This is a genomic window from Marinomonas balearica (genome assembly GCF_004362145.1).
Classification (GTDB): Bacteria; Pseudomonadota; Gammaproteobacteria; order Pseudomonadales; family Marinomonadaceae; genus Marinomonas; species Marinomonas balearica.
On record NZ_SNXC01000012.1, the window covers coordinates 328812 to 353814 of the forward strand.

At 45.0% G+C, this 25003-nt stretch carries 20 protein-coding genes; 7 read left to right on the forward strand and 13 right to left on the reverse strand.

Annotation, left to right across the window (positions count from 1 at the left end; genetic code table 11):
- Positions 1-151 precede the first annotated feature (151 nt).
- The 4 genes from DFP79_RS11335 to DFP79_RS11350 all read right to left on the reverse strand — a co-directional run bounded on the left by DFP79_RS11335 (position 152) and on the right by DFP79_RS11350 (position 6261).
- Positions 152-1114: an NADPH:quinone reductase gene (locus DFP79_RS11335; RefSeq protein WP_133504056.1), complete on the reverse strand. Its 963-nt coding sequence runs from the start codon at positions 1112-1114 to the stop codon at positions 152-154.
- A gap of 93 nt (positions 1115-1207) precedes the next feature.
- Positions 1208-2599, reverse strand: coding sequence for a TRAP transporter large permease (locus tag DFP79_RS11340; protein ID WP_133504057.1), 1392 nt, complete (start codon positions 2597-2599; stop codon positions 1208-1210).
- A gap of 3 nt (positions 2600-2602) precedes the next feature.
- The gene (locus DFP79_RS11345; protein ID WP_133504058.1) at positions 2603-3121 is read right to left on the reverse strand and encodes a TRAP transporter small permease subunit; all 519 of its coding nucleotides are present in this window, start codon (positions 3119-3121) and stop codon (positions 2603-2605) included.
- 158 nt (positions 3122-3279) lie between these two features.
- Positions 3280-6261, reverse strand: a complete 2982-nt coding sequence (locus tag DFP79_RS11350) for an EAL domain-containing protein (protein WP_133504059.1) — start codon at positions 6259-6261, stop codon at positions 3280-3282.
- A 304-nt stretch (positions 6262-6565) separates the two neighbouring features.
- Here DFP79_RS11350 and DFP79_RS11355 point away from each other — a divergent pair, with 304 nt between their 5' ends.
- From DFP79_RS11355 to DFP79_RS11380, 6 genes are all read left to right on the forward strand, one after another.
- A complete protein-coding gene (locus tag DFP79_RS11355; RefSeq protein ID WP_133504060.1) occupies positions 6566-7534 on the forward strand; it encodes a PstS family phosphate ABC transporter substrate-binding protein in 969 nt (322 codons plus the stop codon).
- A 117-nt stretch (positions 7535-7651) separates the two neighbouring features.
- Positions 7652-9910: an ABC transporter permease subunit gene (locus tag DFP79_RS11360; protein ID WP_166637692.1), complete on the forward strand. Its 2259-nt coding sequence runs from the start codon at positions 7652-7654 to the stop codon at positions 9908-9910.
- Complete coding sequence (gene pstA / locus DFP79_RS11365) at positions 9910-11622, forward strand: phosphate ABC transporter permease PstA (RefSeq protein ID WP_208111420.1); 1713 nt, start codon at positions 9910-9912, stop codon at positions 11620-11622. Before DFP79_RS11360 ends, pstA begins: the two co-directional genes overlap by 1 nt.
- Positions 11623-11643: 21 nt before the next feature.
- A complete protein-coding gene (gene pstB, locus DFP79_RS11370) occupies positions 11644-12474 on the forward strand; it encodes a phosphate ABC transporter ATP-binding protein PstB (RefSeq protein ID WP_133504061.1) in 831 nt (276 codons plus the stop codon).
- A gap of 16 nt (positions 12475-12490) precedes the next feature.
- Positions 12491-13207 carry a phosphate signaling complex protein PhoU gene (gene phoU / locus DFP79_RS11375; protein WP_133504062.1) on the forward strand — a complete coding sequence of 239 codons (717 nt, stop codon included), beginning with the start codon at positions 12491-12493 and terminating at the stop codon, positions 13205-13207.
- 227 nt (positions 13208-13434) lie between these two features.
- Positions 13435-13935, forward strand: a complete 501-nt coding sequence (locus DFP79_RS11380) for a GAF domain-containing protein (protein ID WP_133504063.1) — start codon at positions 13435-13437, stop codon at positions 13933-13935.
- Positions 13936-13982: 47 nt separating this feature from the next.
- On the opposite strand, the gene DFP79_RS11385 is transcribed toward DFP79_RS11380, so the two are convergent.
- The 3 genes from DFP79_RS11385 to DFP79_RS11395 are packed head-to-tail and all read right to left on the reverse strand — an operon-like array spanning position 13983 to position 16763.
- A complete protein-coding gene (locus tag DFP79_RS11385; protein ID WP_133504064.1) occupies positions 13983-14384 on the reverse strand; it encodes an Hpt domain-containing protein in 402 nt (133 codons plus the stop codon).
- A 2-nt stretch (positions 14385-14386) separates the two neighbouring features.
- Complete coding sequence (locus DFP79_RS11390) at positions 14387-16219, reverse strand: sensor histidine kinase (RefSeq protein ID WP_133504065.1); 1833 nt, start codon at positions 16217-16219, stop codon at positions 14387-14389.
- Between the two features lie 16 nt (positions 16220-16235).
- Positions 16236-16763, reverse strand: a complete 528-nt coding sequence (locus DFP79_RS11395) for a putative pterin-binding protein (protein WP_133504066.1) — start codon at positions 16761-16763, stop codon at positions 16236-16238.
- A 263-nt stretch (positions 16764-17026) separates the two neighbouring features.
- Between DFP79_RS11395 and DFP79_RS11400 the strand changes: the two genes are divergently transcribed.
- The gene (locus DFP79_RS11400; protein ID WP_133504180.1) at positions 17027-17320 is read left to right on the forward strand and encodes a SemiSWEET transporter; all 294 of its coding nucleotides are present in this window, start codon (positions 17027-17029) and stop codon (positions 17318-17320) included.
- A 109-nt stretch (positions 17321-17429) separates the two neighbouring features.
- Here the strand turns inward: DFP79_RS11400 and oppF are convergent, their stop codons facing one another.
- The 6 genes from oppF to DFP79_RS11430 all read right to left on the reverse strand — a co-directional run bounded on the left by oppF (position 17430) and on the right by DFP79_RS11430 (position 24886).
- Positions 17430-18452 (reverse strand): murein tripeptide/oligopeptide ABC transporter ATP binding protein OppF, encoded by a 1023-nt coding sequence (oppF, locus tag DFP79_RS11405; RefSeq protein WP_166637693.1) that lies wholly within the window; start codon positions 18450-18452, stop codon positions 17430-17432.
- Positions 18449-19423 carry an oligopeptide ABC transporter ATP-binding protein OppD gene (gene oppD, locus DFP79_RS11410; protein WP_133504068.1) on the reverse strand — a complete coding sequence of 325 codons (975 nt, stop codon included), beginning with the start codon at positions 19421-19423 and terminating at the stop codon, positions 18449-18451. The genes oppF and oppD overlap by 4 nt, the downstream gene beginning before the upstream one ends.
- A 9-nt stretch (positions 19424-19432) precedes the next feature.
- Positions 19433-20359 (reverse strand): oligopeptide ABC transporter permease OppC, encoded by a 927-nt coding sequence (gene oppC / locus DFP79_RS11415; RefSeq protein WP_133504069.1) that lies wholly within the window; start codon positions 20357-20359, stop codon positions 19433-19435.
- 11 nt (positions 20360-20370) lie between these two features.
- On the reverse strand, positions 20371-21291 hold the full coding sequence (gene oppB, locus DFP79_RS11420; protein ID WP_133504070.1) for an oligopeptide ABC transporter permease OppB: 921 nt from the start codon (positions 21289-21291) through the stop codon (positions 20371-20373).
- Positions 21292-21417: 126 nt separating this feature from the next.
- Positions 21418-23040, reverse strand: coding sequence for an ABC transporter substrate-binding protein (locus tag DFP79_RS11425; protein ID WP_133504071.1), 1623 nt, complete (start codon positions 23038-23040; stop codon positions 21418-21420).
- Between the two features lie 232 nt (positions 23041-23272).
- Positions 23273-24886, reverse strand: a complete 1614-nt coding sequence (locus tag DFP79_RS11430) for a peptide ABC transporter substrate-binding protein (RefSeq protein WP_133504072.1) — start codon at positions 24884-24886, stop codon at positions 23273-23275.
- Between the last annotated feature and the right edge of the window lie 117 nt (positions 24887-25003).

The following is a 25003-nucleotide window of genomic DNA, read 5'->3' on the forward strand; positions in this document are numbered from 1 at the left end:
AGCGGATTCACTTCTTTCAAGGAGCTTTTAGCGAAATCGTGTGAAGTTTTTAAAGGGAAGTGTGTACATAGGCTAAAAGTTTTCCATCAGAAACGTCTAGGGAAGGTACGAACAAGTCCCTTCCCTAGACGTTTCTGATTGTACTGTTAATTTACGCGTTTATCGTGATGACTAAGTTGCCTAAAGCACCGGATTTAAGAACGTCTTCATGAGCGTTCGGTAGCTCCGCCAATAAGTATTCTTTTCTCACGATCGGCTTTAATATGCCGTTTTCAAACAGTGGTTTCATGGATTGAGCAATGCGTTTCAGCTCGTTTGGCTTAACATTTGCCAATGCAACACCAACCACGGCGGCGTCTCTTGCCATTAAATCTCTTGGGTTGATTTCAACGGTTCCTCGATTACCGATGACAGCAACGGTGCCACCAAAGGCCAGTGCTTTTAAATCGTTATCAAGGTTGTGGTTGGCTAACATTTCTATAATAACGTCGAAACCAGCGTCAAGTGATTGGTATGGCGCCAAATGGTTCTCACTGTCATGGCGGATGATTTCATGAGCGCCAAGCTGCTCTAATAGCTCGGCTCCAGCTTGAGAGCCTGCCGATGCGACAACATGCATACCTGAAGAGAGCGCAAGCTGAACCGTAGCAATGCCAACGGCGCCTGTTGCGCCGTGAACCAATACTTTGTTACCGGCTTGTGCATGAGCACGACCGAATAACGCTCTGTGCGCCGTGGTATAAGGAATGCCCAAGCATGCCCCTTCAACGAAGCTTAAATTGTCGGCAAGTGGAAAGGTGTGCGTCGTTGCACAGACAGCGTATTCAGCAGAGGAGCCGGAAAGGTTACGACTAAAATAGACGCGCTGACCCACCTTGAAGCCTTCGACGTCTTTACCGACTGCTTCGATAATGCCCGCGCCATCTGAACCCGGAGTATGAGGAAACGTTGCTTTGTAATTGTTTGCACCAGAGCGAATGTAAGTATCTACTGGGTTAACGCCAGCGGCTCCTACTTTCACCAAGAGTTGGTCTTCTGCAAACAGGGGTTGATCAACCTCTACGAGTTTTAGGTCACTCGCAGTGCCATAGTCTGTGATTTGCATTGCTTTCATATAGGCGCCTTTTATGTCGTGTCTTTTGTCAATTTTGAGCGTTATGCCGTTAACGAAAACGACTTCCTTGTCTCTGATTCATTTCTTGTCTCGCTAGTTGGCATAGACCTGCTCAGGAAGCCACGTTGCCAGCTCTGGCCATACCGCGAGCATGATTAATACAAATAACTGTATCAAGATAAATGGAATCACGCCTTTGTAGATGGACTGTGTTTTGACTTCTGGCGGTGCCACGCCACGTAAGTAGAACAGAGCAAAGCCAAATGGCGGTGTCAAAAAGGACGTTTGTAAGTTAATCGCCATCATGATGCCTAACCAAACTGGGTCAAGCCCCATTGCCAGTAACACGGGTGCAACGATGGGGACGACTACAAAGGTAATTTCAATAAAGTCGAGAATAAAGCCCAATACAAACATCACCAGCATGACGATGAGGACAGCGCTGATGACACCACCCGGTAATTGGTTAAAGAATTCGTGAATCAGCTCTTCGCCGCCAAAACCACGGAAAACAAGGGAAAACAGCGATGCGCCGATTAAGATCATAAAGACCATTGCCGTGACTTTCGTTGTACTGTTCACGGCCTCTTTTAACGTGGCTAAATCCAGTCTGCCGGACATCCATGCCAGAACGGCCGCTCCTAATGCTCCAACACCTGCTGCTTCGGTTGGTGTAGCGATGCCACCTAAAATAGAGCCCAGTACCGCTAGGATCAAAATAAGAGGAGGCACTAAGCCTTTTATCAGTTCTACAGCAAGTGATCCGCCATTCAGTGTCTTTTTCAGCTCGTCTTTTGGTACCGCAGGTGCTTTATGAGGTTGCAGCCAGGCAACGACGGCGACATAAACGATATACAGAGTAATCAGCAGCAAACCAGGAATGATCGCGCCGACAAATAAGTCTCCGACCGACACTGTCTTAGGTGAGAATATGCCCATTTCTAGTTGTGCTTTTTGGAATGCGTTTGACATAACATCGCCAAGTAACACCAACGCGATTGACGGCGGGATAATTTGCCCAAGTGTGCCTGTCGCACAAATAGTGCCTGTCGCCAGTGCAGGGTCGTATCCGCGACGCAACATGGTAGGCAATGAAATCATCCCCATTGTGACGACCGTTGCACCCACAATGCCTGTACTGGCCGCCATAAGCATACCAACAAGTATCACAGAGATGCCTAACCCGCCTCGCAGCGAACCGAACAGCATCGCCATGGAATCCAGTAGGCGTTCTGCCAGTTTGGATTTTTCCAGTAAGACACCCATTAGGACGAAAAGTGGAACGGCGATGAGAGTCTCGTTACCGACAATCCCGAACAGTCTGTTTGGTAAAGCCTGAAGGAATACAGGATCAAATGTACCGAATAAGATGCCTCCGCCGGCAAATAGCAGTGCAGTACCGCCTAATGAGAAGGCGACGGGGTAACCGAAGAGCAGGCATAGGCAAACGCCAGCAAAAAGCCATAAAGGTAAAAACTCTGTCATGATTTAGTGTCCTTCTACCGTGTTTTTGCCTGAAATCACAGCGAGATTTTTTAAGATATCAGCAAGACCCTGCACAATAAGTGTGACCATCATAATAGGGATCAGGGTTTTCAAAAGGTAAACGTACGCTAGACCTCCGGGTTGAGGAGACGTCTCAAATACCCGCCAAGATGCGCCGACGTAATCTAGGCTCATATAGAACGTGAAACAGCAGAATGGGAGAAGTAAAAACAGCCCGCCTGCAATGTTGACCAAGGCTTTCTTTTTAGCGCTGAAACCACGGTAAAAGACATCCACACGAACATGTTCATCGGCCTTAAAAGTATAGGCAGCGCCTAGCATAAAGACGATGGCATGGAGATAGAGTACGGATTCTTGCATGGCGATTGAACCATAGCCGAAACCGTATCTTAATAAAACGATCACACAGGTGAGTATCATCATTATGAGAGTTAGCCACGCGATGCATCGGCCAGTGATCGTAGACACTGACTCCGCTGCGCAGATAAGTTTGTTAAGCATGTTGTTTCCCACAGATTATCTTGAATCGAGCCAGTTGTGTAGAAGGTTGAATGAACATCCTATTTCAACAACGTGTGGCCTCTTTTTTGATCGGGTCAGTTTATGTGATATTAAAAGGAGAGTGAATAAGTGAGATCGGAAAGTAGCGTAAAATCACTTTATTTAAGCTGAATTACATTGGAATTCACCGAATGGGTTCCTATATGGCGCAATACTTTGAGAATAGGGAGAGGTTTTGCGTAATAGTAACCTTGTTGTAAAAAGCAGTTCATTTCCGCAAGTATCGACGCCTGCTCTTTATTTTCGACGCCTTCGGCAACAATGCGCAGCGAAAGCGCGCTTGCCATACTGACAATGGCACCGACGAATATTCTGTTTTTTGCATCATGATGAAGCTCCCGAATAAACTCGCGATCAATTTTTAAAATGTCGACAGGGAATTGTTTTAAGTACCCAAGGCTTGAGTAACCCGTGCCAAAATCATCGATCGCAATTTCGATACCCATCAGTTTTAGGTTATTTAACAATGAGACGTTGCGCTTCCAGTTTTGCATTAGAACCGTCTCGGTTATTTCAAATATAAAGCACGACGGCGTCACGTTCTCTTTATCAAACACCGCTTTTATCTCGGCTAAAAAATCAGGTGATTGGAGGTGAGTTGCGCTGATGTTGAAGGAAATTCGAATGTCACTTTCATCCAACTCTTTGATAAATGAACACGCCTGATGCAAGAGTTGAGTCGTTAACGAACCAATCAAACCCGCTTGCTCAGCAATCGGAATAAAGGTGTCAGGCATGATATTGGGTTGGTCGTCACTGTGCCAACGACACAAGGCCTCAAAATATGTGATGGTTTGGTTTGAGCAGTCAATAATAGGTTGGAAGTAGAGGACAAACTCCTTTCTGGGTAATCCATTGCGCATTTTTTCTTCGACTTCTGCTAACCAAATGGTTTCTTTATCAAATTCTGGGGTGTAGAAACGGTAGCCATTTTTATTTTTGCTTTTTACCTGATACATCGCAGCATCGGCGTGACTGAGCAGCGTATCGGCATCTTGGCCATTTTCGGGATAAAGCGATACACCAATACTGATTGAGGTTTGAACGTCGTTGCCATAGATATTCTGAGGGCGGCTAACGCTTTTGATCAGCTGGCGGCAATACAGCTCTAGAGTCACCTTATCTTTGAAGTTTGGAGAGATGAGTATGAACTCATCGCCACCAATACGTGCGAGAAAATCGTGTTCAGTCATGACTTTTTGTACGCTTTTTACCGTGCCAATTAGCAGCTCATCACCCGCTTTATGGCCATATTGATCGTTAACGGATTTTAAATTGTCTATGTCGATAAAGAGAACCGCAAAGTTGTCTTTTGGCTCGGTATTGTCGTGAGGGCACAGCTCCAGCAGTTTGCTGATCAATAGTGCGCGGTTCGGTAATTTTGTAAGCATGTCGTGGTGGGCAAGATACTCCATTTGTTTCGACAGGTTTCGCGTTTCAGTCACATCTTGGAAGACCATTACCGTGCCGACGACCTCACCACAGTCGTTTTTTATCGGGGATATGGAGTCTTGTATGCAGTACACTTGCCCTTTCCGGTTGCGTATTGCTGCATCAAATTGATCAATTCTTTGTGTTTTTTCTAAGGTAAGTACTCGTGAGATCAGGTCGTCGATCATGTTGCCTGTTCGTTGATCAAACAAATACACGGTTTTTTCAAATTCCGTTCCGATTGCGTCGGATTTTGATAATTGTAAAACCTGTTCAGCAACGGGATTTAGAAAGGTAATGCTGCCCTTTCTATCTGTAGCGATAACGCCATCTCCAATGGAATGTAGGGTTATTTCAAGCAGCTCTTTCTCTTCGGCCAATTCGGCTCTCAAATGAACTTCTTCTGTGGAATCTTTTAAGGCGGCGAGGGCATGTATTGCATGGTTAGTCTTAATTGGATCAACGACTGCGGAGATATCTAAATCAATAATGGAACCGTTTTTTCTAACGGCTTGAATTGCTACGTCAGTAATGCTGCCTTCTGAAAGCAGTTTCGGTAAATGCTCTTCTTTTGCTTTTTTTCTGCTTGAAGGCGTAAGGAAATCAATGGAATGTTTGCCTATCACTTCTTGGCGTTGAAAGCCAAGCATACTGAGCCATCTGTCGCTGACATAGGTTATAACACCTGCGTCATTGATTGTGTGCATGGGGATTGGTGCCTTTTCATACAAGCCTCTAAAATTTTCTTCAGATATTTCTAAATCAGCAAGCGTTTTCTTCATGCGAATAGTCAATACACAAAGCAAAGTAGGAGTCAGCAGTGTGAGCAATAAAGGGGCGTAGAAAAAGACTTCGCTGTGCTGATAGTCGTTACTAACAGGTGTATAGAGATTATAAGCGACAGAAAAGTAGGACATGACCCCAGTTAAAAAAATGGTAACGGCTAAAATTGCGAAATTACTTTTAAGCGCAAAAAACAGTAAAGCGGCGGAAAGATACGCATAAGGATAAGAGAGCGCTGAAAAGACCAAAGCAGTAATCAATACCGAACAGCCAATGGCTAGGAAGCCTTTTGGATTGACGATGTGCTTAAAGGCTTTCTTCGATGTGTTATTGATCAGGTAGATCCCAAGTGGAAAACATGAGATTCCGCCAACGAGCGAACTACTGAAATGGATGAGCCACGCATCTAGAAGGTGTTGTCCTGTACCGATGGCAAAGAGAACCGCAGCGACCACTGAGGCGGAAAACGCCGGTATGATTACACCAAGGCTTAAGGCTCGTAGGTAGTCAGGTAAGGAATTGAATGCTCGCTTAAAAGTGGATTTTTCGGTAAGAAGGTAGGCAATTAGCGTTATTTCCACCAAATTTGCTGGAAGAAACATGAGCGTGTTGTGCAGCGAAACCTCAAAGAAATAGTAAACGGAAGCGTGTGCTGCCGTCATGGTTGTTAGCAGCATTACCCACTCAGAGCGAGGTCTAAAGATGAGTAAAAATCCGCCTATGATGTTGGCATACCAGATCAGTGTGGGCGCGTTTTCGCCTTGAGCGAGACTCAACGATAAACCCGCAGAAAAGAAATAACATAAGAAGCAAAGGCCCGCGAAACGCAACGAATTCCATAAATGAGCGGTAGACGGTCGGGTCATACGTGTTACATCCCTGATACATTCTAAGTACGAGTGTGAGATTCATTCCTTTTACAGCTTAGAAGTAGGAACAATGGATTTATATTTCTACTCCTAAAAGCTAGTTAATACATGTCGTTTTCACTAATAGGGTTTTGTATCGATTGTGTAACGCAGTTATTCATCGCAAAAAGAATCTTCATGAACTCGCAAATATTTCAATTTTTAACATTTTTGTCACATAAGCACTCTATAGTTAGCAAACATCGAACGAGCTGATGGAATAATTCCATCTAAATTGACAATAACCATTGAGGTTTGTGTGATGAAAAAACTAGTTGCAGGTCTAGCGGTAGCAACCCTAGCAGGCGTATCTGTAAATGCGGTAGCGGACGTTGACGCTGGTCTTCACTCTTACAGCAAAGCAAGCGGCGTATCTGGTAATATTTCTAGTGTTGGTTCTGACACTCTAGCGAACTTGATGACACTATGGGCAGAAGATTTTAAGCGTCTTTACCCTAACGTGAACATCCAGATTCAAGCAGCAGGTTCTTCTACTGCGCCACCAGCGCTTACTGAAGGTACTTCTAACTTCGGTCCTATGTCTCGTACAATGAAAGACAAAGAAGTAGCAGCTTTCGAGAAAAAATACGGTTACAAGCCAACCGCTATCCCTGTTGCAATCGACGCACTAGCAGTATTCGTACACAAAGATAACCCAATCAAAGGTCTTTCTCTTCCTGAAGTAGATGCGATCTTCTCTTCTACTCGTAAAGGTGGACACAGCGAAGACATCACTAAATGGGGTGCTACTGGCCTTAAAGGTGCTTGGGCGAACCGTGATATCCAAATCTTCGGTCGTAACTCAGTATCAGGCACTTACGGTTACTTCAAGAAAAAAGCTCTTTTCAAAGGTGACTACAAAAACTCTGTAAACGAGCAACCTGGTTCTGCTTCTGTTGTTCAGTCTGTATCGACTTCTTTGAACGGTATTGGCTACTCAGGTATCGGTTACAAAACGTCTTCTGTTCGTGCTATCCCTCTAACTAAGAAAGAAGGTGGTAAGTTCATCGAAGCAACTCCAGCAAACGCTGCGACTGGTAAGTACCCATTGTCTCGCTTCCTTTACGTTTACGTAAACAAAGCACCTAACAAACCACTTGCTCCACTACAGCGTGAATTTGTTAAAATGGTTCTTTCTAAAATGGGACAAGAAGTTGTTGTAAAAGACGGCTACGTTCCACTACCAGAAAAAGTTGCTAACAAATACCTTAAAGATCTAGGTATTCAGTAACATAATCTGAGGTCACGGACGACACGAAAGATGCTTGTAAGCAGGAGAGGTTAATCGCTCTCCTGCTTTTCTTGTATTGAACGCTGTCACAAAATTGTCACATAGAGTTGAGATCGAATGAGTACTTCAACAGATCACAAAATGCCCGAATTAGACTTCGATACGCCCGCGTTAAAGCGTCATCGTAAAGTTCGTGCATTAAAAGACCGCAGTGCCACAATCGGTATTGCTATAGGGGGCTGTAGCGTCATTTTGGCGGTACTGCTAATTTGTTTCTACTTATTGTATGAAGTTGCGCCTTTATTTACAGGTGCGAGCATAGAGAAAGAATCCAGCTATGCACTTCCTGCTACAGAAGCAGGTCCAAGCTTGTATATCACCGCTGAAGAGCAATCAGAAGTGGGAATGCGAGTTGGCCAAAATGGCGACATTATTTTCTTTAATGTAGCGGATGGCGCTGTTATTGAGCAGGTCAAAAATCCTCGTTCAGAAGCAGTAACGGCATTGGCTGTTGAGTCTGATGTAAGCCACTTATTGGCATTCGGCTATGAAGATGGTCAAGTCTTGTTAGCGAGGCATGCTTATAAGATTACGTACCCAGACGGTGTTCGTAAGATTACCCCTCAAGTTGAATACCCTTACGGTGAAGAAGCAATAAACGTTGCTGATTTCCCTGTGTCTGAACTTTCTGTTCGTGATTCTGAAGAGCAATTGACGATTGCGGCGATGGCTAAAGACGGAAGAGCATCTGTTACAGTCTTTGAGAAAGAAGAAGATTTTCTTTCCGGTGAAGTGACGTTAAGTGAAACTTCTGCTCAACTTCCGAAGACGCAGGACGCGTTTAAGATGCTTATTTCAGGTGATCAGCGTTACTTATACCTTGCGACTCGCTCCGGCACGTTGTCCGAGTACGATCTTCGCAATATGAACGACGTTAAGTTTAAAGCTGAAATTCCGCTTCTAAAAGGCGATACACAACTGATCTCGATGAGTTACTTGGTGGGACAGTCTTCGATTATGGTCGCTGACTCTTCTGGCCGCGTCAGTCAGTGGTTTAACGTGCGCGGTGATGATAACGAAGAAGTGCTGACGTTTATTCGCGATGTTAAGCAACCTGTTGGTTTGACGGGCGTTGCTATGGAGCATCGACGCAAAGGCTTTGCAACGCTGGATCAAAACGGTGTGGTTGCGATATACAACGCAACAGCAAGCAGCCAAGTCATGGATGAACAGTTGAGTGACAGTTCCGCAAGACTGATTTCGTTTACACCTCGTGCAAACGGTCTGTTACTCGAAGACAAATCAGGCATTCAATTCTTCTACGTTGATAACGAACACCCTGAAGTGTCTTGGTCTTCTATCTGGGGCAAAGTGTGGTATGAAGGCTATCAAGAGCCGACTTACACTTGGCAGTCTTCTGCTGCCAACAACGACTTTGAACCTAAATACAGCTTAATGCCGTTGGCATTCGGTACAATTAAAGCGGCGTTTTACGCTATGTTGATGGCCGTTCCTTTGGCTATTTGTGGTGCAATCTACACGGCTTACTTCATGGCGCCAGCGCTGCGTCGTAAAATCAAGCCTATCATTGAATTGATGGAAGCACTGCCTACCGTAATTCTTGGTTTCTTGGCAGGGTTGTTCTTTGCACCTTTCCTTGAAGAGAATTTGGCTGCGGCATTTAGCGTGTTGATCGTATTGCCTGTTGGTGTGCTCTTGTTCTCCTTCATTTGGTCGCGCATGCCTCAGCAGATTCGTTGGTTAGTGCCTGATGGCTGGCAACCGCTCTTGTTGATCCCTGTTATCGTTTTCCTTGGCTGGATGTGTGTTGCTTTGAGCCCAGCAATTGAGTTGAACTTCTTTGACGGCAACATCCGTGGCTGGATCACCAATGATCTTGGCATTACCTTTGACCAACGTAATGCGTTAGTTGTTGGGTTTGCGATGGGATTTGCGGTTATTCCAACCATCTTCTCGATTACCGAAGATGCCATATTCTCCGTGCCTAAAGCGTTGACTCAAGGGTCTCTAGCGCTGGGTGCTACATATTGGCAAACTATGGTACGTGTTGTACTACCTACTGCGAGCCCAGGTATTTTCTCTGCCGTCATGATCGGTATGGGCCGTGCGGTGGGTGAAACCATGATCGTCTTGATGGCGACGGGTAACACGCCGATTATGGATTTCAATATCTTCGAGGGTATGCGTACTTTGGCAGCCAACCTAGCGGTAGAAGTGCCTGAGTCTGAAGTGGGAAGCTCTCACTACCGAATCCTATTCTTGGCAGCGTTTGTACTCTTTGTCTTCACTTTTGTTGTGAACACAATCGCTGAAACCGTGCGTCAGCACCTACGTAAGAAATACGGGTCTTTGTAATGAGTAATGAAATAAAAATGAAGAACAAGTCCGTAACTGAATGGGTCAAGTCTGGTGATCCATGGGTATGGCTTAACGCAGGCGCTGTGGCGATTTCGGTCATCATGGTAATTGGTCTTTTACTTCTTATTGCCGTTCGTGGCTTGGGACACTTCTGGCCTGCTGATATTGTTGAAGCAACCTACGAGTTACCGGGTGATTCTGCATACAACATTGTTGCAGAGCGCGTTGAAAGCGTAGAAGTGCCAGCCGCACAGCTTCGTGAAGCGGGTGTTAACGTTGGTGAGCATCATGACATTATGATGCGTACACTGATGAAAACAGGTAACCGCGATGTTTACGGATCGGATTTCCGTTGGGTCGTTGATGCCTACGTAACCGACACTAAACGTCCGGAAATGCTGTTTGCTGCTGAGCGTCATGAGTGGGGTAACTTATACGGTTATCTAAAAGCAGTTAAGGAAGACGGCAAGATCATCGCGCAAACAAAAGATCTAACGCCAACCGACTCTGCTCTTAATACTTGGGACGAGTTTGAGAAGCGTATTGATCGTGCAACAGCCATTCATGATGAAATCTACCAAGTAGAGAAGCATGACATTGGTAAGATCAACTACGCACTTGAACGCATACGCTTGGAACAGCGTGGTTATGAGCTTAATAACACGTTTACACCTGAACGCCGTGCGGATCTTGATGCAGAGCGTGCTCAATACGATGCAGAGTATAAAGGCTTGCAAAGTAAGCTTGTCGACCTTTATCAGCAAATCAACCGTGATTCATTCATCGTACAAGTCATGGACGGTTCTGAACATGAGATTCAAGTATCGAAGATCGTTCGTGCATTCCGTCCGAATGCAATGGGCATTGTGGCGAAGCTTGGTTTCTACGGAGCTAAGTTGGGTGAATTCTTAACGGCAGAACCGCGTGAAGCAAATACAGAAGGGGGTGTTTTCCCTGCCATCTTCGGTACGGTCATGATGGTTATGTTGATGACGGTATTGGTGACGCCTTTCGGTGTTGTCGCTGCGGTTTATCTTCGTGAATATGCGAAACAAGGTTTATTAACTCGTATCATTCGTATCGCGGTAAACAATTTGGCGGGTGTACCGTCTATTGTATACGGTGTATTTGGTTTAGGTTTCTTCATTTACTTCCTTGGATCAGGTATCGATCAGGCGTTCTTCCCTGAAGCGCTTCCTTCTCCGACGTTTGGTACAGGCGGCCTTATGTGGGCGTCGATCACGCTGGCACTGTTGACAGTTCCTGTGGTGATTGTTGCGACGGAAGAAGGTTTGTCACGTATTCCACGTAATGTTCGTGAAGGCAGCTTGGCATTAGGTGCAACAAAGGCTGAAACCTTGTTTCGAGTTGTTTTGCCAATGGCGAGCCCAGCTATTATGACGGGTGTTATCCTTGCGGTGGCGCGAGCGGCTGGCGAAGTGGCTCCGTTGATGCTGGTGGGTGTTGTAAAACTTGCGCCTTCTTTGCCATTAGACGGTAACTACCCTTTTATCCACTTGGATCAAAAATTCATGCACTTGGGTTTCCATATTTACGATGTTGGTTTCCAAAGTCCAAACGTAGAGGCAGCACGCCCTCTTGTATACGCAACGGCATTATTGCTGGTGATCGTTATTGCATTGCTTAACTTAGCGGCAGTTACGATTCGTAACCACTTACGTGAAAAATACAAATCGCTGGAAATGTAAAGCGGCGGAGAAGAGACGATTATGAGCGAAACTAAAACACACTCAATTGATATTTCTGCAATGCAGCGTACTCAACAACCGTTGCGCATTGAAGATGAAAAAATTTGTCTATCAGTAGAAGACCTTCACCTTTATTACGGTGAAAAAGAAGCACTGAAAGGCATCGATATGATCATTCCTGAAAAGAAGGTAACGGCGTTCATCGGTCCTTCTGGTTGTGGTAAATCTACGTTATTGCGTTGTTTCAATCGCATGAATGACTTGGTAGATAGCTGTCGCATTGACGGTAAAATCAGGCTTCATGAGCAAAATATTTATGAAAAAGGGACGGACGTCGCAGAGCTTCGTCGTAGAGTCGGTATGGTATTCCAAAAGCCAAACCCATTCCCGAAAAGCATCTATGAAAACGTTGCGTATGGCCTTCGTATTCAAGGTATTAATAAAAAGCGTGTTATCGACGAAACTGTTGAATGGGCGTTACGCTCAGCGGCGCTTTGGGATGAAGTAAAAGACCGTTTGCATGAAAGTGCGTTGGGTATGTCCGGTGGTCAGCAACAGCGTTTGGTTATTGCTCGTACGGTAGCTGTTAAGCCTGAAGTTTTGCTGTTGGACGAACCTGCGTCAGCACTTGATCCCATCTCTACATTGAAAATTGAAGAGTTGATTCACGAGTTGAAAGAAGAATTCACGATTGCCATCGTAACGCACAATATGCAACAGGCAGCTCGTGTTTCTGACTATACTGCTTTCATGTACATGGGTGACATGGTTGAATTTGGCGACACTAATTCGCTGTTCACAAACCCAACTAAGCAGCAAACTGAAGACTACATCACTGGCCGTTACGGTTAGGTCGAGGAGAGGGAACATGACAGAATTCACATCAGATCATATTTCTCAGCAGTTCAACGCTGAACTAGAGACATTACGCCAGCATTTTCTAACAATGGGTGGTGTAGTTGAAAATCAAGTCGCAGATGCGATTCAGTCTATGTTGGACAGCGACGGCGCTCTTGCAGAAGACGTGAAAGACAAAGACGCGACGGTGAATCAGCTAGACGGCATCATTGACGAAGAATGTACTCGCATTCTTGCCAAGCGACAGCCGGCAGCAACCGATTTGCGTATGATTTTGTCCATCGGTAAAGCCGTGGGTGAACTTGAGCGCATTGGTGATGAAGCGAAGAAAATTGCACGTTTGACCATTACATTGGTTGAAGAAGGCGAATCGCCACGCGGTTACGTTGAAATCAATCGTATCGGTCAAATGGTATCGCGTATGGTGCACGACGCGTTGGACGCTTACGCGCGTTTGGATGTTGATGCCGCTATTCGCGTAGCGAAGCAAGATCGCAACGTCGACATGGAGTTCAAGACCGCGATGCGTTCTTTAGTGACTTACATGATGGAAGATCCTCGTTCGATCACACGTGTGATCAACGTTATCTGGGTACTTCGCTCACTTGAACGTATTGGCGATCATGCTCAGCATATCTGCCAGCATTTAATTTACTTGGTTAAAGGACAGGATGTACGCCATGTTCCTGTCAGCCAGTTGTCTGAAGAAGTTTCTGACAAGAAGTAAATTACGGCGCTAAAAACTCGTAACCCCCGTCGCTCGTTCGAATGTCGCTGGCGGGGGTTATGTTTTACAATATGACTTTCTCTATTGTTAATTTTCTCCATTATTAATTTTTCCCGCTTTCATTTCCTCACGTTTATTTCGCATTTGCTCTTTTAATCTCTCTTCTTTCTTTATGAGTCGTCTCGGCATATGATTTTCATATAACGATAAGAGTAAGGAGATGAAGTATGTTTACCATTGAGCTAAGCGATAACTTACCTAAAACAGAATCTTATAATACGTTAAACAAACAACTGTCCGCTCTGCTAAGTGGAGAGCGAGATTTAATTTGTAATGCAGCGCAATTTTCTGCGTTTGTTATGCAAGCCTTACCAAACGTGAATTGGGCTGGGTTTTACTTTGCTCGTGGTGAAGAGCTGGTATTAGGGCCTTATGTTGGCAAAGTCGCATGCACTCGTATCCCTTTTACACGAGGTGTTTGTGGTGCTGCCGCACGATCTTTAAAGACTCAGCGAATTGAAGATGTGCATATGTTTCCTGGCCATATCGCTTGTGATGGGAACAGTGCATCTGAAATCGTCATTCCCATCGTGGTCAACAGTCGATTTATCGGTGTTTTTGATATAGACAGTCCGGAAAAAGGCCGTTTTACTGAAGAAGACCAGTTTGGTTTAGAGAACTGGGTCAACTCTTTTATTGAAGCGACAGACTTTGATTGGCAGTTTTGAGGTGCGTTTTTTGTGATTGTTTCCAGTCAGGTTTTCCGCACACGCTTCTAAATAGAAGCGTCAAAAGCGTGCGCTTCAAATGCCATAAATACGTTATTAAGCTCCGTTAATGAAGCATTCTGTAAGGTTTGGACGGGTTGGATGAGCGCTAAAATAGACTCATGTTGTTCCTTCTCTCCAGCACTTTCTATTTCAGCATACAACTTGCTGAGCGGTACTAACCCCATATTGGCGCTTGCTGATTTCAGAGAATGGCTGAGTTGATGGATAGAATGAAAGTTGCCGCGCTCGGATTGCTGCAGCAACTCAGGGAACTTTTGCTGCACATCGGCAATGTATGTCTTTTTTATTGAGTCTAAGGCGTCCAATCCGATCACGAGTTTCAATTCGGATAAATGCTCTACATTGACGAGTTCTTCCGTTAACAGATTATCGTCGATCTTACTCATGTTCACTCCTTAGAAAGAGACTCTGATGTTGCATTGGATTCCATCTCTGTGAAAAGGCGAATCAGCTCTTGTTCCGTTTGATTGTGCGTATATGGAAATCTAATTTGAGTTTCAGACAGCAATGAAAGACAGCGTTCACCGATGTAGCGCTTATCTCCAACAATCGGAATACCGCTATTGTAGAGCTCAACAAGGTAATCAACGCCGTCGTTGTTGACCGCTAGATCTTGGGCTAAAAGCACCAAATCGAAATCTTCATCTGTCAGCAAACCGGCTGTTTCAGAATGGGTTACGTGCATTCCATATGACATGAGTAATATGGTAATGGTACGCGATAAATGCTTGTCTGGATCAACCAACAAGACGTGTTTGTCCTTAAGAAGCGGATTAAACAGCGCCTTCGTATTGTGTTTTATGTGGATTGGGACATCAACCCAAAACTCTGTCCCGTTTCTGGAGGAACTGGAAAAGTGAAGGTTGCCGCCCATTAAATAAATGAGCTTATGACACAGGGTGAGGCCTAACTTCATGTCTTTTGCCGCATGCTTCTCTGAATGAGAAGCCAACAGCGGGTTGTTTCTGAGGGCTTTTTGAATCGCGAGAGGCAGGCCAGTCCCTGTATCCCTTACCGCTATTTGCATCATTTGGGTAACGTGTTCGCTACTTTCGTCGGATAGGTTAACGGTATTCGGCTCATTCGCAGACATACGTAAAATGACGCTAACTGTACCTGAAGGCGTAAAAGTAATGGCATTCTGAATCAGGGCGAGCACAATTTCTCGTAATCGGGAGAAGTCTGCCACGATGGTTTCTGGAATAGACGGGTCTACAACAAACACTGACCGTAGCCCTTTGCGGTTGAGTTGAGGACCGCTGTTTAATAAACAGCTTTCGATATTAAGGCGAACGGACCCTGATTTTGGTGCAAGCTCCAATTGTTGTACATCGATCAGAGCTAAATCTTGCAACATCTCGATGCTGCCTAGCAGTTGTGTCCCGTATTCTTCCAGTCGACGCCCAAGATCCTTACTGCGTTCAGCGGAAGGCCCTTTACTTAAACTGCCTGAGACGCCTAACACGGCGTTAAGAGGGGCGCGGACTTCTTGAGAAATCATGGTCAGTGTGTCGGTTTTTTCTTCAAGAACGTCCTGTAATTTAGATTCTAATGCGTAGCACTTGTCATTGACCTGCTTTAAGTTTCGGATGGATCGATAACTTATAAGCAGCAATAAGATCAAACAAACGAGGAAAATGCCGCCCAGCAGCTGTATGTAACTTAGCCAAGATTTAAGTTCCTGTCGTTTGCTGTTTGCGTATTTGTTGGCATCTTGATGCGTTAGAACGACAAATTCGTTGATTTGAGGAGCGATGCGTTCGAGTCGGGTAAGCAACCTTTTTATCGCTGTTGCATCGTTGTTCTCAAGACGCTCGATGCCCAAACTGACTAGTTCGAACTCGCCATTGATGATGTTCAGTAACCGTATGGTTCGAGCGTCGGTGTAATTACGAAAAAGCGTGCCGACCTGATTATTACGTAATAAATCAATGCGGCTCATGACGATATCATATTGATCGTACGCAGCGCCTTGTAGTGGAAAATCGTCGTCTTGTACGTTGAGAAGGAATTGTTCGAATCGATAGCTTTGAAGTTGAAGTTGCAGCGCATTCCAACGATAGCTTTCGAAAATAGTGCGGTTATTGGCTCTTTGGCCGTCACTGACTGCCAGTATCAGCAAAAAGCACACGATGACCATCGTGAGCAACATGCCAATTAGCCCATAGCCTAAATACTGTCGTGAACCAAACAGCCATTGTGACCTAAGAAGTTTCGACATGTTGTGAGTACATTCCTTACTCTATAAATTCAATGGACTTGACTTGCCAGACCGATCTTCCAAAGTAGGTCTCTTTTCGTAACTCTCGGTGAGAGTCGAAGTCATAGATTACAAGCAGAGGGCCCAATTTACGTACACTGATACGTTTGCCGTCCATGTGAGTAGCAATTATAGCGCCTTTTTCTGTGAAGTCTTCAATGGGAATTTCGCTAATGTACTCGTTAAGTGCGGTTACTCGAACCGTCGAGGCGTGTGCGTTCACGACTTTCAGTAAATCTTGCAAGTAAAACCCTTCGTATTTATGGACGGTTTTCGTCCAAGGGGCATCGGTCAGAATGGTCGCAGTAGGAAGACTCGATAGCATGTCCAGATCGAATTTAGCGGCTTGGTTTGAGTTGGTATTGGTGATTTGCCCAGTGACGGTTAACACCACTCTGTTTTTCGGCATTTCCAAGGCTGAAACAGTCGTCGAAAATAGGCAAAGGAGTAGGAATAAATAGCCCATGAAACGACGTGTCTGAGAAGAATAACGGGAATTTTGCATTCAATTGCCTATTTTTTATGATTCTTAGAAATTCGACACTTTATAGCACTATGCTAAGTGGTAAACAATGTCTAAAATAGCAGCAATTAACAACAGTGAAATCCGGCTAAGTCCTTCCGTCTAAAAATAATAATTGTTTGGTAAACGACCTTCATTGATCGAGCTTTTGTCGCCCTGACACACAGTTCATCGTATGAATTGTATTTCACCTCCTAAAACTGTTTTCACTTAAAGTCGCTTTATAAGGGTGTATTTTGGATACTATGACAATTATTGGGTTGCTCGCAGCCTTTAGTACAACGCTTTCGTTCGTGCCTCAAGTATGGGCAATTATTAAGACACGCAATATCGACGGCATTTCGTTAAGTATGTATAGCGTCTTCACCAGCGGGGTCTTTCTGTGGTTGATATATGGCATTCTCGCGAAGGATCTCCCGATCATTATCGCCAATGCCGTTACTTTTTCTCTTGCTTTTACGGTGCTGTGTTTAACCATTCGTTTGAAGCGAAAAGCGGCGTTAGAGAATGAAATATCGGGAGCGAATCTCGCCCAGTAAAGTGAGTGGGGCGTTAGAATTGAAAAAGCCATGTTCGTTTTTGATACGAACATGGCTTTTTTTATGTGTTTTTTTCTATTTTCTGATTAAACGTTACTGAAGGAATTGTCTAAGCGATGTCTTCTAAGCGAATGCAGGCTGCCATGTGATTCGTTTCAATTGGCGATAAGACAGGTTTAGACTGCGCGCAATTTTCGTTAGCATGTGGACAACGTGTTCTAAAAACACACCCCGACGGCGGGTTGATAGGGGACGGCAAATCGCCCACAAGCAACTGAACTTTTTTCTTTCTTTCCAGATCCGGATCGGGAATGGGCACGGCGGAAAGTAAAGCACGCGTGTATGGATGAGTGGGTTTGGCATACAGGGATTCTTTATCGGCCAGCTCCACTGCATTACCTAGGTACATCACCAAAACGCGATCAGAAATGTGTTTTACAACACTCAAATCGTGGGCGATGAAGACCAAAGAGAGACCCATCTCTGCTTGCAATTCTTTAAGCAAATTAACGACTTGTGCCTGAATCGACACATCTAATGCCGAAACGGGTTCATCACATACGATGAGCTTGGGTTTTAAAATCAATGCGCGTGCGATACCAATACGCTGACATTGTCCTCCCGAAAACTCGTGCGGATAACGGTTAATGACATTCGGCAATAACCCAACGCGTGTCATAATGGATTTGACCTTATCACGTACTTCTTCTTTAGACAGAGAAGGGTGGAACGTCTTGAGTGGCTCTGCAATGATCTCGCCTACGGTCATACGAGGGTTTAACGATGCCAAGGGATCTTGGAAAATCATTTGCAGCTCTTGGCGCTTATCTCGCATTTGCTTTTTATCAAGCTGAGTTAAATCCTGCCCCAACCAGACAACATGACCTTCTGTAATCGGTAACAGTCGTAAAAGCGCTCGTGCTAAGGTTGATTTACCACACCCTGATTCGCCAACGATCCCCAGTGTTTCACCTTCGTAAATACTTAAACTGACGCCATCAACTGCTTTTAACGTTTGGCCTTTAGACCAAGGTAAAGCGTTGTCTTTTTTAATATTAAAGTGGACTTTAAGGTCTTTTACGTCCATTAAGAGCTTTTTATCAGACGTTTGATTGTTTTGGTCTAGGCTCATGATGCGACTCCGAAATCGATGGGCTTATGACAAGCACGTAATTTCCCTTGTTGATATTCCTCCAGATTCGGCGCTTCTTTGCGACAACGATCTTCAACGTGCACACAGCGCGCTTGAAAAGGACAGCCCGCTGGAAGGCTAAGAAGGTTTGGAGGGTTGCCGGGAATCGTTGCAAGTACATCGTCATTGGCGTCTAAGCGAGGTATGGCTTCCAATAACCCTTTTGTGTAAGGGTGAGTAGGGCGATAGAACACATCGCTCGTTTCACCGTATTCCATGGTTCTGCCTGCGTACATGACCAGTACTTTGTCGCACAACCCTGCGACGACACCGAGATCGTGGGTGATCATAATGATGGCAGTATTGAACTCATCTTTTAGTTCATTTAAAAGCGTGAGTATTTGCGCTTGTACGGTCACATCCAAAGCCGTTGTAGGTTCGTCTGCTATCAGCAGTTTAGGCTGGCACAATAGTGCCATGGCGATCATGACTCGTTGGCGCATACCGCCTGAAAATTCGTGAGGGTACATGTTCATGCGTTTGCGTGCTTCGGGCATTTTTACCGCATCCAACATCTTCACTGATGCTTCAAACGCGTCGGCCTTACTGTATCCTTTGTGCAACATTAGGACTTCCATCAGTTGCTTACCGACTTTCATGTAAGGGTTTAAAGACGTCATAGGATCTTGGAAAATCATCGCGATTTTTTCCGCACGCACGCGATTCATCGCTTTTTCGTTGTACCCAAGAATATTTTTACCTTCAAACAGAGCCTCACCTTCAACGAGACCGTTTTTAGCCAAAAGACCCATCAGCGCAAATGCTGTTTGGCTTTTGCCTGATCCTGACTCTCCTACAATGCCAAGGGTTTCTCCTTGAGCAAGAGAAAAATTCAAGTTATTTACGGCGGTAACGTAGCCATCCGGTGTGCCAAAGTTAACGCGTAGATTGTTTACATCAAGTAAGTTCATTATTTCCCCCTAGCGGTCTTTCGGATCCAGTGCGTCGCGTAGACCGTCACCGAGGAAGTTAAAACAAAAGAGTGTTACGACTAAGAAGCCAAGTGGCCATGCTAATTGCCATACGGCGATTTCCATGTTCACAGCTCCTTCTGAGATCAAAGCTCCCCAACTGGTCATAGGTTCTTGAACACCCAGCCCAAGGAAACTGATAAAGGATTCCAATAAAATCATATTGGGCACAAGCAATGTCGCGTACACCACAACGATACCCAGCACGTTCGGAACAATATGACGTAAGATAATATTCGTCGTTGAAACGCCACAAGCATGAGCGGCTTCAATGTACTCTTTATTTTTCAGGCTTAATGTTTGTCCACGGACGATTCTGGCCATGTCCAGCCAAGAGATTGCGCCAATCGCGACAAAAATCAAAACGATGTGTCGGCCAAATAGCGTCATCATGATGATGACGAAAAACATGAATGGAAATGAGTTCAGGATCTCAAGCACACGCATCATTAAGCTGTCGACACGGCCACCTAGGTAGCCAGATGTCGCACCGTATAACGTACCTATGACGATAGCGACTAAGCTGCCCATCAAACCAACCATCAAGGAGATTTGCCCTCCTTGTAAGGTGCGTACAAAAATATCGCGCCCTAAAGGATCGGTGCCAAAATAGTGCCCGTTTTCAATGTTCGGGCGGCCCAGAGTAGCAATGTCTGAAAGGGCTTCCCAATCAATATCGTCGTAGTTCCATTGACTTAGCCATGGGCCAAAAAGAGAAATAAGGGCGATTAATCCGAGAATAATTAAACTCAGAACCGCTGCATGGTTCGAGAAAAAACGTCGACGTGCATCTTGCCAAAGGCTTCGGCCTTCTACTTCGACAACCTGCTCTGCGAACGCTTCTACGACATCAACTTTGTCTTTGGTTGTAATCATTGCAAAGCTACCTAGTAACGAATTTTAGGATCGATCAACGCGTACAAAATATCGACGATCGCATTAAAAAGAATAGTGAGTGAGCCGATCAAAATCGTCACCGCCATAACCATAGGGTAATCGCGGTTGATGGCGCCATTCACAAAGTGTTGTCCGATGCCACCGGTGCTGAAATAGACGTCAACAATGACGGATCCAGTAATGATGCCGACAAAAGCAGGGCCAAGATACGATAAAACCGGCACGATAGCAGGGCGAAGGGCGTGTTGGAGGACTATTTTATAGCCGGGTAAACCCTTTGCACGAGCGGTACGAATAAAATTAGAGTGCATGGTTTCGATCATGCTGCCGCGTGTAATACGGGCGATTTGAGCGATGTAACTGGTGGACATGGCGATAACAGGCATGACCAGATAAGGCCAAGCGCCATCGTTCCAGCCTCCAGAAGGAAGCCATTGCAAATAGATAGAGAAGAATAGGATACAGAGTGGTGCTAACACAAAGTTTGGCAACACGATCCCTAGGTTTGCAAACGCCATAACGGAGTAATCAATCCATGAATTTTGGCGAAGCGCAGCAAAAATACCGCATCCGACACCAATTACCACGGCGACTATAAACGACCATACGCCGATTTCTGCTGAAACAGGAAAACTCTGAGCGACAAGATCATTGATTGTAAAATCTTTATGAACAAAAGACGCCCCTAGATCCCCTTGTAATATATTCCAAAGGTAGCGCAAATATTGCGATGTAACGGGTTCGTCCAGATGATACTTGGCGGCGATGTTAGCCATAATTTCCGGTGGTAGTCCACGCTCTGAGGTAAGCGGGCTGCCGGGAGCGAAATGCATCAAAAAGAAGGACACAGTGATCAACACCAGCAATGTCGGAATGGCTTCTAAAATGCGTTTTAAAATCAATGAGAGCATAAGTAATGTCCGAGGTAATACAACTGATTCTAACGTCAGGTTATTACCAGCGTTTGAAACGTAAAAGCAAATAGTAAAGAGTATGACTCAGCACAGCATGCTGAGTCATACAAACAACGGTCTTACTTAGTGAGCGATAATGTACTGATCGCGTGTGTAAGTGTTGTCTTCTGGGTTTGGCATGTAGCCGCCAACATAAGGCTTCACTAGACGTTTAGTGATGTAGGTATAGATTGGAGCAATACCCATATCTTGATTGATCAGAATATCTTCTGCTTTTGCGTAGTTCACAGAAGGGTCCTGCATAGAAGAGGCTTCATTCATTAGTCGGTCGTATTCAGCGTTGCTGTATTTACCGTCGTTGCTGCCCGCTGTCGTGGTTAGAATTTGCAAGAAGGTAGAGGCTTCGTTGTAGTCACCGATCCAGCCTGCACGCGCAACTGAGAAGTTCTGAGTGTTACGTGTATCAAGGTAGGTTTTCCATTCTTGGTTTTCAAGCGTTGCTGTTACACCAATATTTTTCTTCCACATAGAAGCGATCGCAACCGCCACTTTTTTATGTTGGTCGTTTGTATTGTACAGCAGTGGGAATTTCAATGGGTTGGAAGGGCCAAAACCTGCTTCTGCAAGTAGCTCTTTGGCTTTCTCATTTCGCTCTGCTTGAGTCCACGTTGCGTAATCTGGCTTGATAGGATTAAATCCGTTCACAATGTCTGGAGTAAAGCCGTAGGCTGGCAGTTCACCCGTTCCCTTAACGTATTTAACAATGATATCTCGGTCGATGGCGTAAGACAGCGCTTTACGAACACGAACGTCGTCAAACGGTGCTTTGGTTGTATTGAATAGGTAGTAATAAGTACCAAGCTGAGGCGTGATATGCACTTCATCAGGCGTGTCTTTCATTAATTGTTTGTAGCGGTTGGTCGGGATGCCTGTATAAGAGGTCAGATCCATTTCACCCGCTTGATAGCGTTTAAATTCAACAGATACATCTGGAATCGGCAAATAGGTTACTTTGTTGATGACGGTTTCTTTGTCGTTCCAGTACATAGGGTTACGTACTAGCACCATTTTTTCATTCACATTCCACTTATCCAAAACGTAAGCGCCGTTAAAGACAATATGGTCTTGTTTGGTCCAGTCATCACCCCATTTTTCGATGACTTTTTTAGGTGCAGGGAAAAGCGTGTTGTGGATCGTCATCTTCGGGAAGTAAGCGTTTGGCTTTTCTAGACGAACAACGAATGTATAGTCATCCGCCGCTTCTACGCCTAACTCTGTTGCAGGTTTTTTACCGTTAATGATGTCGGTCGCATTGATCATACCAGGAAGCTCAGCAAACCAAGCGTAATCAGCCGCTGTTTTAGGGTCAACTAAGCGTTGGAACGCGAAAACGAAGTCGTGTGCGGTTACGGAGTCGCCATTTGACCACTTTGCATCGTCGCGCAGGTGGAACGTATATACGGTGTTGTCTTCATTGGCGTCGTAGCTTGTTGCGACACCGGGAATTAGGTTGCCGTCGCCATCTTCGTTAAACAATCCTTCAAACAAATCACGACCACGAAGTGAGCCGGGCGTACCCTGCAGTTTTTGCTGGTCAAGTGTCGCAGGTTCGGATTCACCGCCTTTAACGATTTCTTGAACTGCGGCTAATTTCACGCCTTCTGGTACTTTAGCGGCTTGAACGTAGGATGCGCCTAACGCTGCTGCAAGCACAGCACTGGCAATCAGTGATTGTTTGAGTTTCATACAAAGGTTCCTTAACGTTTTTTATGGTGTTGCTGTTGTCTATAGGGTAGGGCTGGAATGGTTCTAGACTTACCGTGAGTATCCATAGTTCAACAATTCCTAAACAGTCACAATCGAAATAACGAATCAGGCTATGCGTTTCGTGAAAGCGTTTGTATGAAAAAATCTATGCTGTTTATTTCATGATTAGAAAAGCCTTTTAAAACAATATTTTAAAAGGCTTTTAGATGATTTAGTGGGATTTTATATACAAGTTACGAGTGTATACGACTGCTTGTGGGTTCGGGTTATAACCGCCAACATAAGGCTTAACCACTTTTACTGAGGTGTATTGATAGATGGGTGCAACGGCCATATCTTCTTCGATTGCGATTTTTTCAGCCGCTTGATACTGCTTAGATGGGTCTTTCATCGTGCGCGATTGATTCATTAAATTATCGTACGCTTGACGTTGGTAATGCCCATAGTTATTTCCGTGCTCAGACGTCAGTACATCCAACGTACTGGAAGCTTCGTTGTAGTCACTGATCCACGCATAGCGACCAACCTGAAAATTACCTGCGCTCATGGTGGAGAGCGCTGTTTTCCATTCTTGGTTTTCTAACGTGACTTTTACCCCTAGGGTCTTTTTCCACATAGCGGCAATGGCAATGGCCAGTTTTTTATGAAACTCATTAGTGTTGTAGAGTAAAGTGAAACTCAAAGGATTGGATTTGGAGTAGCCCGCGTCTTTAAGAAGCGCCATCGCTTTGTTATCACGCTCTTTTTGTGTCCACGTTGAGTAATCAAGTTTAGGCGGCGTATAGCCAGCGACGGCTTCTGGAGCAAAGCCGTAGGCAGGAAGCTGCCCAGTGCCTAATACGTATTTCGTGATCATTTCTCTATCAATACTATAAGACAGCGCTTTACGAACGCGTATATCGTTAAACGGCGCAACGTTTGTGTTGAAAATATAGTAGTAGATGCCCAGCATAGGATCGATGCGGACGTCATTTGGTAAGTCTTTTTTAATCTTTTTAAAGTGAGAGAGAGGGAATCCAGAAACGTCTAAGTCACCTGCTTGATAGCGTTTAAATTGAGCGCTTCCGTCGGTGATTGGCAAATAGGTCACCTTGTTAATGACGGTTTCGGCGTTATTCCAATACTGTGGATTTCGTACAAGCTCCATCTTTTCATTCACGTTCCACGTTTTCAAAGTATATGCGCCGTTTGAAACGATGTGTTCTGGTTTCGTCCACGATGCGCCCCATTTCTCTATGGCTTTCTTTGGTGCTGGAAACATAGTGGGGTAAGTGATCATCTTCATGAAATAAGGTACAGGACGTTCAAGTGTCACTTGGAAGGTATAGTCGTCCAACGCTTTTACGCCCAATTCAGACGGTTCGATGTCGCCATTGATAATATGATCCGCATTCACGATAGACGGAATTTGCATATACCAAGCGTATGGTGAGGCCGTTTTAGGGGCTACTGCGCGCTGAAAACCATAAACAAAGTCATGCGCTGTAACGGAGTCACCATTTGACCACTTTGCATCTTTGCGCAAATTAAAGGTGTAAACCGTATTGTCTTCGTTAACGGCGTAACTGCTTGCGACACCGGGCTCAAGGTTTCCTTCGGAATCTTGACTGTACAACCCTTCGAATAAGTCGAAAGCGCGTATCCAGCCTGCATCCTCCTGAATCAGCTGTGGGTCGATGGAGGTAGGTTCTTGACCACCGTTTCTAACAATATCTTGAACAGGCGATAGGGTAACGCCTTCTGGTATCACGGCAGCGTGGACAGATAAACAAGAAAGGGTGGCGGAAAAAAATGCGGCTAGGCGCAAACTCGATTTACTCTTCATGATAGTCCTTTCAATGATTTGGATGGCATTCGACAGCGGAACGTATGTGCATTAGGGCGTTCTGTTTTTATATATAACGCAATTTGCAGAGGTTTTATAGAGCCAAATATCAAGCCA